The organism is Stenotrophomonas sp. STEN225, from assembly GCF_056756445.1.
In genome coordinates, this window is record NZ_JBRRBV010000028.1 from 16,191 (window position 1) to 27,212 (window position 11,022).

The window sequence follows — 11,022 nt, forward strand, 5'->3', positions numbered from 1 at the left end:
AGCCGCCCGATGAAGACCCGTGCCCTGGTGATGTCCGTGCTGTTCGCGCTGGCGGCCACACCCGCGCTGGCGCAGAGCCCGCCGCCGGCCGATGCCGCTGCGCACGGCCTGCTGCGCATCGACGTGGACGCGCGCGATCTGGCCCGGCGCATCTTCAAGGTGACCGCCACCGTGCCGGCAAAACCCGGCCCGATGACCCTGCTGTACCCGCAGTGGATTCCCGGCAATCATTCGCCCACCGGCCCGATCGACAAGCTCGCTGGCCTGCGCGTCACGGCCAATGGCAGGCCGCTGGCCTGGCAGCGCGACCAGTACAACGTCTATGCGTTCAAGGTCGATGTGCCGGAGGGCGTCAGCGAGATCGTGGCGCAGTTCGATTTCCTGTCCTCGCAGGGCGGCAACCAGGGCCGCGTGGTGATGACGCCGGAAATGCTCAACCTGCAATGGAACGCCAACGCGCTGTATCCGGCCGGGGTCGATGCACGCCATCTGCAGGCCCAGGCCAGCGTGACCCTGCCGAAGGGCTGGAGCTACGCCACCGCGCTCGAAACAGTCCGGCGCGACGGTGACACGGTGGTGTTCAAGCCGATCACTTTCGACCATCTGGTCGATTCGCCGCTGTTCGCCGGTGAGCATTACCAGCGCATCGATCTGGACCCGGGCGCCAAGGCGCCGGTGCACCTGAACGTGTTCGCCGATGAAGCGAAGTCGCTGAAGCCCACCGAGGCACAGATCAAGGCGCACCGCGCCCTGGTGCAGCAGGCTGACCGCTTGTACGGCGCGCGCCACTACGACCATTACGAGTTCCTGCTGGCATTGACCGACCGACTGGGCGGCATCGGGCTGGAGCATCATCGCTCCAGCGAGAACAGCGCTGCGCCGGGCTACTTCACCGAGTGGGATGACTCCGCATGGATGCGTGACCTGCTGCCGCACGAGTACACGCATTCCTGGAACGGCAAGTATCGCCGTGGCGCGGACCTGGCAACCGACAACTTCAACGTTCCGATGGGTGACAGCCTGCTGTGGGTGTACGAAGGCCAGACCCAGTTCTGGGGCCAGGTGCTGGCCGCCCGCTCGGGGTTGTGGTCCACCGATCAGGCGCGCGACATGCTGGCCAATGTTGCGGCGACCTATGATCGCGGTCGCCCGGGACTGGCCTGGCGGCCACTGCAGGACACCACCAACGACCCGACCATCGCCCAGCGGCGCACACTGCCGTATCGCAATTACCAGATGAGCGAGGACTATTACTCCGGCGGCCAGATGCTGTGGCTGGAAGTGGAGGGCAGGCTGCGCGCGCTGACCGGAAACCGGCGCAGCCTGGATGATTTTGCCCGTGCCTTCTTTGGCGTAGGCAACGGTGACTGGGACGTCAATCCGTATACGTTCGACGACGTGGTGGCGACCTTGAACGCCATTGCTCCGTACGACTGGGCCGGCTTCCTGCGGCAGCGCCTGGACGGCCACGGATCGCTGACCGGCGGTCTGGAACTGGCCGGCTGGAAGCTGGTCTACCGCGACGCGCCGAACGATGCCTACAAGGCACAGGAAAAACGCGCCAAGGCGGCGCTGCTGGCGTACTCGCTCGGTGCGACGGTGATGGACAGCGGTGTGGTCGGCGACGTGATCTGGGACAGTCCCGCCTTCAATGCAGGCCTGGCGCCGGGCATGAAGGTGATCGCCATCGGTGACCGCGAGTACAGCAGCGAGCGGTTGAAGGACGCGGTTGCCGTTGCCGCCACCAACAAGGCGCCGATCACGCTGCTGGTCAAGCAGTTCGACCGCATCGTGCCGATCCGGATCGACTATCACGGTGGCCTGCAGTATCCGGTGCTGGAGCGCATTCCCGGCCGCCCGGATCAGCTGGCCGAGCTGTGGAAGCCGCGATGAGACCACGCCTGGGCGGCGGTGCGATCCTGCTGCTGGCGGTGCTGGCCATCGTCGGTGCATTCCTGCCCGGCGAGGGCCGCTGGCTGCACTGGCTGGCAAAGCCGACAGCGACCCTGCTGATCGCGGCGATGGTATGGCAGACGCGTCCTGCTGGATCACCGTCGTACCGTCGCGCGGTGCTGGCGGGCATGCTGCTCTCGTGCGCAGGCGACATCGCGCTCATGCTGCCGATGGATGCCTTCGTCCCCGGCCTGCTGGCGTTCCTGCTGGCCCACCTCTGCTACATCGTCGCCTTCCGCGCCGGCCTGCGCGCGGGTCGCGGCCTGGTCGCCGCAGGGGGACTTCTGGGTGTGTTCGCCGCGCTCAACGTGTCCGGTCTATGGCCGCATCTGCCACCGCCGATGCGCATCCCTGTGCTGGCCTATGTGGTGGTACTGGCGTGCATGGCGATCCTGGCGCTGGCGCGGCAGTGGACCCGCCAGCGACCGGAGGCTGTCGAAGCGGGCAGTGCGCGCTGGGCGGCAGCCGGCGCCCTGCTGTTCGTCGCCAGCGATTCACTGCTGGCCTGGGACCGCTTCGCCGGTGGCCTGCCGCTGGCAAGCCTGCTGGTGCTGTCCACCTACTACGCGGCGCAGTACGCGATCGCACGATCGGTGCGCTAGCTACTCGACGTCGCCCGCGTTCTCGCAGGTCCGCTGCCGCGGGCACAGGCGATCCAGCAGTGCCAGTGTCACCCCGTTGCTCCAGCCGAAGCCATCCTGCAGCGGATACTCGCCGCCACCCCCTCCGCCCGCGGAGCCATCGACCACGTACTTCTCCACCAGCTTGCCTTGCCGATCGTAGACGGACTGCACGGTGCGCAGGAAGCGCACTCCCAGCTGCCGCGCCAGGCGCTCCTGACCGTAGTGCTGCAGGCCATCGACGGCCACCCACTGCAGCGGTGCCCACCCGTTCGGCGCGTCCCACTGCTGGCCGCTGACGAGGGTGGTGGTCAGCAGGCCGCCCTCACGCATCAATTGTGCTTCGGCTGCGTCGGCGCTGCGTCGCGCCTGCTCATCGGTGGCGATCTTCAACCACAACGGATACAGCGCGGCAGCGGTCAGGGCAGGGCGCAGCTGTCCGCTGCGCAGATCGTGATCGGCATACCAGCCCTGCGCCGCATCCCACAGCAGGCGATTGATGGCACTGCGTCGGGCCTCGGCCCGGGCCGAGTAGTCGCGGGCCGATGCGCGGTCGCCGGCCACGCGGCTGGCCCGGGCGATGGTCTGCTCGAGGTGGTACAGCAGACTGTTCAGGTCGACTGGAACGATCGACGTGGTCTGGATGCTGGACAGTGCACTGGGGTCGTCCATCCATCGCGAGCTGAAATCCCAGCCGGATTCGGCGCCGGCGCGAAGGTCGCGGTACACCTGCGAGGGTGCCCGCTGCGGTGCCTGTGCCGCCGTCGCCAGATCGTCCGTCCACGATTCGCTGCGTGGCACCGCGCGAGCATCCCAGTAGCGGTTGAGCAGGTCGCCATTGGGCATGCGCACCACGCGCTCGCGTGCCTGGCCGGGCGCAAGGCCATCGGCGCCCCGCATCCAGAAGTCGTGCTCGGTGCGCAGCTGTGTCAGATAGCGGCGGTACGCCTGATCGCCTTCGTGCGCGGCCAGCAGGGTCACCATCAGACTGAAGAACGGCGGCTGCGAGCGGCTCAGGTAGTAACTGCGGTTGCCGTTGGGAATGTGCCCGTACTGGTCGAGCTGCCACGCGAAGTTGTCGACCATCGCGCGGACCTGGGGCCAGCGGCCACTGGAGGCCAGTCCCAGCATCGTGAAGTAGCTGTCCCAGTAATACACCTCGCGGAAGCGCCCGCCGGGCACCACATACGCGTGCGGCAACGGCAGCAGCGAGCCATGGGGATCGACCGCCGTGGACTGCCGGGTCAGCACGGGCCACAGGCCTTCAATATGCGCGCGCAGGCTCTGGCCGGCGGGTGAGACGTAGGGCGCAGGTCCACCGGGCAGGTCGAAGGCCCTGTCGACGAAGGCCTGCAGCGTGTAGCCAGGCTCTCGCTGCGCGCGCTGCCAGTCAGCCAGCAGTGCAGCCGGCGACTGCCGCGGCACAGCATCGGCAAAGGTCTTCTGGTCGGGGAACAGATGTGCGCGCTGGACCTGCTGGAAAAGCGGCTGCCAGGCCTGGTCCGGTGGCGCAGGGGTCGAAGCGGGCGAGTCGGCGCATGCCGCGCCGGCACTGAGCAACAGGGCCAGTACGCAGACGACCGGGCGGATCGAAGGACGCATGACGTACCTCACGGTGGGCGTGCGGCCACCCTAGCGTGCCGCCCGTGTCACCCGCGTGTGGATGCCAGCGGCCTCAACGGAACTGCAGGGTCAGCAGGAAATAGCGGCCCAGCGGATCATCCAAACCCGGCAACTGTCCGCCGTTGCCGACCAGATAGTTCACCGGCTGCCGGTCAAGCACGTTGTGCACGTCCAGCGCGGCGATCACCCGCGGCCCCAACCTGCGCGCCATGTGCAGGTTCCAGCGCAGCTGCCGTGGATTCATGCAATGGTTCATCTCGCGCTGGTCATCGGGGCATTCCGCACCGGGCAGCCAGGCGCGCGTGCGTCCCACCTGGTTGCCGCGCAATGCCACGTCCCATGCCGTGTTCTGCCATTGCACGGTGAGGATCGCGGCCATTGCCGGCGTGGCATGGCCGCGAAGATCCACGCTGCCATCCTGCCCTCGTTCGCGGCGCAGCGCCTGCTGTTTCAGCGCGTCCAGTGAGAAAAGCCACTGGCCGGTGTCATCGGTGTCGACGCGGTATTCGCCGCGCATCACCCAATTGCGCGACGTCGTGCGGCCGATGTTGTCGAATGACAGGCGAAGACTGCTCAGCCGCCCTTCGTCATCCAGCTCCCACGTGCTGCGGTTCCATGCCGCGTCGGTGGGCCGCAGGGCAAGGATCTCGTTGCGCAGCTCGACGATGTTGTGGGTCAGTGACAGCGAGAACACGTCGTTGGGCGTCCACGTGGCTGCCAGCGAATGGCTGCGTGAACGCTCTGCCTTCAGCGCGTCGTTCTCGGCGACCTCCACGTTGACCAGGCAGCTGCCGTCGATCGCGGGCTGTGCGCAGGGCGGCAGGCCCGGCGAGGCCGGCAGCGCGACCAGGCCGAAGTAGCCAGGGGGGCGTCGCTGCTCGAACAGGCTGGGCGCACGGTAGCCTTGTCCGCTGGTCAGCAGGAACGACCAGTGGGGCGTTGGACTCCAACGCAGTCCCGCGCGTGGCGAGAACGCCAGGTAATCGCCATCGCGGTCCCAGCGTGCGGCCACGTCCATGCGCAGCGAGCGGCTGAGCGGCAGGCCGACCTCGGCATAGGTGGCTCCGCTGCGACGTGACAGGCGTCGCTGCTGCTGGGGCAGGCCCAGTGCCAGATCGCCCTGGATCAACAACGGATCGGGTAACGAGGCCCATGCTTCGTAGCGCAGATCGACGCCGGTGGCCAGCTGGGCCGGCCCTCCAGGCAACTGCATCAGTTGCCGCTGCATGCCCCACCAGCCCTGCCACTGGTCAGTGCGTCCACGATTGCGGATCGACGGGAACAGCTGTTGCGCTTTGTCCGCACGCAGCGAGGTAAAGCCGGGAAGGTAGTCCAGTGTCTCGGCGGCGTGCAGCAGCGGTTCGGTGCGCACGGTGCCCGGCGTGACCAGGGTGACCTGGCTGCGTTGCGCGCTGATGCCCGCATCCCAGCTGCGTGACTGCTGCTCGCGACCGATACCCAGGGTGATGTCGGCATCGCTGGCGCGCACGTGCGGGCGCACGCTTCCGGCCTCGCGCAGCACGCTGTTGAACGTGATGCCGTACAGGCCGATGGCAACGGCGGTCGGCCCCAGGTCGAAACGCTGCCGATTGTGACTGCCACGTGCTTCCAGATAGGCGTAGCGTCCTTCGCCACGCTCGTGCCGGTAACGCAGGTAGGCCGAGGCAGTATCCGACGCGGGCTGCAGCGAGCGCGGCCGCGCGCTGTCGAACCAGCAGCCATCCTCACGCTGCATCAAGGGACCTTCGCAGAGTTCGGCGGGGATGTACGCGCCGTCGTAGAACGCGCCGATCGGATACAACGACGTTTCCGCATGCCACGCACGGCGATCGCCGGCCACGTGCTCGATGCGATGCAGGTCCAGGCCGGCGAACCAGCGGTCCCCACCTTCGCGTACGCCGCCGTTGGCGATCTGCAGGCGATTCTGCTGCGCGTCGCCGCGGCTGCTGATGCCCGATTGCACCGTCGCCTCCGGGCCTTCGGCCTGTTCGCGCAGGATGATGTTGACCACGCCGGACATCGCGTCGGCACCATAGATGGCCGACGCGCCTCCGCGCACCAGCTCGATGCGTTCGATGAAACTCAGGGGAATGCCGCCCAGATCGGTGAGCCCGCCCTGTTCCAGCGACACCATCGGATAGCGTGGCAGCCGCCGGCCGTTGACCAGGAACAGGGTCGCACGCGGCCCCATGCCATCCAGGCTGGTGGTGGCTGCAGCGCCCACCGGCAGATACTGCGAATCGCCGCCGCGCGACGTGGTCATCGCCGGGTGGCCGTTCATGCCGGGAAGGTGTCGCAACAGGTCGAACAGGCTGCCGTAACCACTGCGCAGGATGTCTTCGCGATCGATGATCGTCATCGGCAGCGTCGTCTGCACGGAGGTGCGCGGCAGGCGGCTGCCGGTGACGTGTACCGGTGCCAGTTCCACCTGCGCGGGGGCCAGTGCGACGGGCGGCGGCGGCTTGGGCGACGTCACGGTCGGGGCACGTGCAGGGGGCGCGGCAGAAGCAGCGACGCGGCGGATGACGAACGCCCCCGAGGGCGTGCGCAGGATGTTCACCGGCATCCCGGAGACCAGCTGCTTGAGAGCGATCGCCGGTGCCTGTCGGCCGTCGGCGCCGGGGGTGTGCAGGCCCGTCAGCTCGCGGGCGTCGAATACCAGGGCGATGCCGCTCTGGCGTGCCCATTGCTGCAGTGCCGGTGCCAGCGGGCCGGGTGCGATGTGGTAGTCGACATTGGCGGGTTGCTGGCCGGCGTGGGCCGGCGCGGCGCTGGCAGCGCCGAACATGACCCACAGCAGCCCCCGGAGCAGCCCCCACTGCAGCGCGCCCGGTCCTGCCATCACCGCCTTTCTCCTCAGTAGGTACGCCGCAGTTCCAGCGCGCCATCCGGGCGCGCCTGGCCGGCAACCGACCATCCCAGCTCCAGCGCAGACAGCAGTTCCTCTGCGTCGCCTGCACGGAAGGTGCCGCTGACCGCGAGACTGGCGATCTCCGGATCGGCGATCACTATCTGCGTGCGGCCGTAGCGGTTCATGCGTTCGACCACGGTTGCCAGGGGAGTGGCATCGAACACCAGCCGTCCCTGCAGCCAGGCCTCAGCCGCTTCGGTCGAGGCGAGCGCAGGGCCCGGCTGTATCCGCCCGGAGGGCAGTACCTGCAGCTGCTGGCCCGGGGCCAGCGTGTGCTGCGCGCTGCCGCTGGTGACCTCCACTGCGCCTTCCAGCAGGGCGACCTCGACATGACCGTCGCGCAGGCGCTCCACCTGGAAGGTGGTTCCGATATCGCGGATCGAACTGTTGCCTGCCTGCACGCGCAGGGCCTTGCGCGACGGTGCCACCTGCAGTTGCAGCCGACCCTGCTCCAGGACCAGTTCCCGATGGCGCCAGCCCATGCGCACGGTCAACGTGGTCCCTGCGTCCAGGATGGCGGAGCTGCCATCGGCCAGCGTCTGTTGGCGGGGAGCAAGGCTGTCGTTGGCATAGATGCGGGGCGTGGGATTGCCATCGGTGGCGACCATCCAGCCCATGCCGATGGCCAGACAGAGCGCCGCCGCAGCAGCGACGCCGGGCAGCCAGCGGCGCCGGGCCGGATGCGCGGCGCGCGCCGCCGCCGTGCGCAGCCAGGGATCCTGGGCCAGGCCCGCACTCTGCTGATAGAGCGTTTCGGCCTGTACCCACGCCTTGACGTGGCGGGTGTCCTCCGCCAGCCAGTCTTCGAAGCGCTCGCGTTCCTCGGGCGTGCAGTCGTGTGCCTCCAGGCGCGCCACCCAGGCGCTGGCGCGCTCGAACACTCCCGCCTCTTCCGTGTGCCGGGTGCTGATCATTCGTTGTCCCTGTCGTTGTGCAGCGGGTGTGGCCCCAGCTCCTGGCGCAGGCCCTGCAGTGCACGGGCGATGTGTTTTTCCACGGTCTTGGCGGTGATGCCACAGTGCTGCGCGATCTGCGTGTAGCTCATCCCGGTGATCCGGTTGAGCAGGTACACCTCGCGCGCGCGCTCCGGCAGTTTGAACAGGGCCTGCCGGAGCAGGGCGAGCATCTGCCCGGATTCGGCCTGGCGCAGCGGGTCGGCTGACGTGCTGGAGGGCTCGTCGCTGCCATCGCGCTCGGCCAGCGACAGATGCGGTCTCGCCTGCGGCGAGCGGCCGCGGTCTGCCAGGCGGTTGCGGGCGATACGATACAGCAGCAGGCGCAGCTCCTCGGTGCCGTGCGCGCGATAGCGGATCAACCGTTCCATGCAGTCCTGGGCGATGTCCTCCGCATCCTCCGGGCCCACCCCACGGGTACGCAGGAAAGTGCACAACGGCGCGCGCTCTTCCCTTACGAACGTGATGAAGGCGTCCGGAGGCCCAGGCGGATCCGGTGCGCGATGGATCAGGGGGGACGAAGCGGACAGGGCTGGCCTCGGGCAACGATGAGGGGGGGCGTCACCGAGTTTTACGCGACGATGACCGGATGGGGAAGAGCCGCCGGCCTGCACGTGTGGATCATGAATTCGTTCACCTTTCACCCGGATGGCCACTGGGGGTGTTACCGCCCTTTCTGCGTTTTTAAATTTGCCGGAGGCTGTATTTCTCCTGTAAAGGCGTTCAAGAGCGCTAACTCAGCCACAGTTTTGACTGCCAACTTGATCTGAATCCGTTCATTCTTTTCCATGGCATGCAGCGGGGGAGGGCCTCCCGCTCTGACGTTTAGCTTCCCGTCCGCGTGTTGCGGGGGGGAGAGAGAACGGTATGAAGCAGTCCAAGTTGAGTCTGGCCCTGGCCGGCCTGATTGGTGTTGGCGTCATGGTCAAGGCTGATGACGCCATGGCAATGAACTATCACGTGCAGGGAGACCGCATCTTCCTCAGCGGTGGCGTCACCTTCGCCGACGTCGTTTCGCTGCCGGCGCTGCTGGCCAAGGCGCAGGCCGAGGGGCGGCCGATCCGGGAGGTGGTGCTGCGTACCTCCAACGGTGGCGCGCTGATCGCCGGCGAGTGGCTGCAGGGGGTGATCCGCACGTCCGGCCTGAACACCATCGTATCGGGCCACTGCATCTCGTCCTGCTCGATCATGCAGTCCGGGGGCGTGGAGCGCTATCTTGCCGGCGATCTGCCGATTGTCGATTCGGTGGAGATCCATGCGGCCAACAACGGCAGCAATGTGATCTACGAGCCGTCGCCGCGCATGACCCAGATCTACACCGGCAACTATGGCGGCGGCATGGATGCTGGGCTGCTGCACAAGGCGATGTACGAAGTGGTCAAGCCCAACGGCCTGCTGGTGTTCCGCGATCCTGCGCGCACCCCCGGTACGTCGGTCACGTTCGATCCGGATGGCAGCGGCAGCGCGCTGGAGTCGTTCCCTGGGCAGGACATTCACAGCAACCGGATCATCACCGCAACCGGCTATCGTGATCCGGGCGATAAGTTGAATGTCACTGCGGACGTCACCGGTGACATCAATCCGGGCTACCTGCGGTCGGGACGCCAGCTGCAGACCTTCGTCGATGATGACTTCGCGCGCTGGAGCACCGACCGGCCGTCGGCGTACTTTTCCTACGCACTGACCATCTACAACCTTTCCAGCACGGGTCCGCAGGGCATCGGCGCTGGTTCGGTGCAGGATTATCTGAGCGATCCCGGCGTGCAGGCCCTGCTGCTGTCCAAGCTTCGGCTGGGCGATCTGGACGCGTCCACGCTGGACGATTCGATGGGCGTGATCCGGATTGCCAATGGCGCTGTCTGGCGCTCGTCCGCAACCACCGGTGCGGACTTCATGCTGGTCGACAATGGCACCATCGCCCTGGAAGGTGGCGCCCTGCGTGCCCCGGAAGTGCGTGTGCTCGGTGCGGGCGTGCTGGTCGGCCACGGCGACGTGGCGGGCACGGCGATGGACAGCACTGCATTGCTGGGTGGCACCGGCCCGTCCTGGCGCGAGGATGGCTTCAACCGCCTGCGCGTGTTCGGCACGCTGATGCCGCGCGGAGGTGATCTGGTCACCCATGGCTACGTCAACATCATGCTCGGCGGCAAAGTGCTGTTCGACGTGACCGAGAGCGGCGGCAGTGCCGGTGGTCGCGTGCGCGTGGGTAATTTCTTCGACCCGTCCACCAACAAAGTGCTCGATGGCGCGCTGGTGATCTCCAAGGGCGCCTTCCTTGAACTGAACGTGGCGCAGGGCTATTACAGCAAGGACTTCCGTCGCGATCTGGTTGAAGGCCCGATCTACCAGGATGGCTTCCAGGAGGTCGTGCGGCTGGGCGACACTGGCTACCGCGCCAGCATCAGCGGCGGTGAGGTGTTCCGTCCGCGCCACAACTCGCTGTTGAGTTTCAATGTCAGGCAGACGGCCGACGGTCTGTGGCTGACCGCCAACCCGGGCTTCGACCAGTGGGATCTGTTCGCCAACGGCCCGTCCGGTGATGACCTGGGGCGTGTGCTGGGAGCTGCATCCGATCGCCAGGACAGTGGCCTGAAGCCGCTGCTGGGCGCATTGCAGTTTGCCGACCGCGACGTGGTCGCGCAGCAGGCCGGTGCGCTGCGTGGCGATGCGCATGCCACCCTGCGCCTGGCCGACAACGCCCTGCTGGGCAGCATCGGCAACGTGGTCCAGCAGCATCAGGCGGCGATGCGCAGTGCCAGTGGCGATGCCGATGGCCTGGCCGCGCAGGTCGCGCAGTCGATGTCGGCACAGCCGGGCATGCGCCATGGCACCCTGTTCAACCAGCTGGCAATGCATCTGGTCGAGCCGACGGCAGCAGGTGCGGGGGCCAGCGGTGATGGCCAGCGTGGCCACGGTCTGTGGGCACGCGGCTTCGCCAGCCATGGCCGCATCGATGCCGATG

The 11,022-nt window shown here is 67.5% G+C and carries 7 protein-coding genes; 3 read left to right on the forward strand and 4 right to left on the reverse strand.

From position 1 onward, the window contains the following. Window positions 1–9: 9 nt before the first annotated feature. Both ACVOJ1_RS18465 and ACVOJ1_RS18470 read left to right on the forward strand, forming a co-directional pair. Window positions 10–1,893 carry a M61 family metallopeptidase gene (locus ACVOJ1_RS18465; RefSeq protein ID WP_253120403.1) on the forward strand — a complete coding sequence of 628 codons (1,884 nt, stop codon included), beginning with the start codon at window positions 10–12 and terminating at the stop codon, window positions 1,891–1,893. Continuing rightward, the gene (locus tag ACVOJ1_RS18470; RefSeq protein ID WP_262219221.1) at window positions 1,890–2,555 is read left to right on the forward strand and encodes a lysoplasmalogenase; all 666 of its coding nucleotides are present in this window, start codon (window positions 1,890–1,892) and stop codon (window positions 2,553–2,555) included. The genes ACVOJ1_RS18465 and ACVOJ1_RS18470 overlap by 4 nt, the downstream gene beginning before the upstream one ends. On the opposite strand, the gene treA is transcribed toward ACVOJ1_RS18470, so the two are convergent. The 4 genes from treA to ACVOJ1_RS18490 all read right to left on the reverse strand — a co-directional run bounded on the left by treA (window position 2,556) and on the right by ACVOJ1_RS18490 (window position 8,497). Then, window positions 2,556–4,175, reverse strand: a complete 1,620-nt coding sequence (treA, locus tag ACVOJ1_RS18475) for an alpha,alpha-trehalase TreA (RefSeq protein WP_197600840.1) — start codon at window positions 4,173–4,175, stop codon at window positions 2,556–2,558. A 73-nt stretch (window positions 4,176–4,248) separates the two neighbouring features. Continuing rightward, window positions 4,249–7,038, reverse strand: a complete 2,790-nt coding sequence (locus ACVOJ1_RS18480; RefSeq protein WP_065181121.1) for a TonB-dependent receptor plug domain-containing protein — start codon at window positions 7,036–7,038, stop codon at window positions 4,249–4,251. Between the two features lie 14 nt (window positions 7,039–7,052). Further along, window positions 7,053–8,021 (reverse strand): FecR family protein, encoded by a 969-nt coding sequence (locus ACVOJ1_RS18485; protein ID WP_346480752.1) that lies wholly within the window; start codon window positions 8,019–8,021, stop codon window positions 7,053–7,055. Continuing rightward, window positions 8,018–8,497, reverse strand: a complete 480-nt coding sequence (locus tag ACVOJ1_RS18490; protein ID WP_229765781.1) for an RNA polymerase sigma factor — start codon at window positions 8,495–8,497, stop codon at window positions 8,018–8,020. Before ACVOJ1_RS18490 ends, ACVOJ1_RS18485 begins: the two co-directional genes overlap by 4 nt. A gap of 430 nt (window positions 8,498–8,927) precedes the next feature. On the opposite strand from ACVOJ1_RS18490, the gene ACVOJ1_RS18495 reads away from it, so the two are divergent. After that, the coding region (locus tag ACVOJ1_RS18495; protein ID WP_346480753.1) for an autotransporter outer membrane beta-barrel domain-containing protein at window positions 8,928–11,022 on the forward strand (2,095 nt) is incomplete at its 3' end.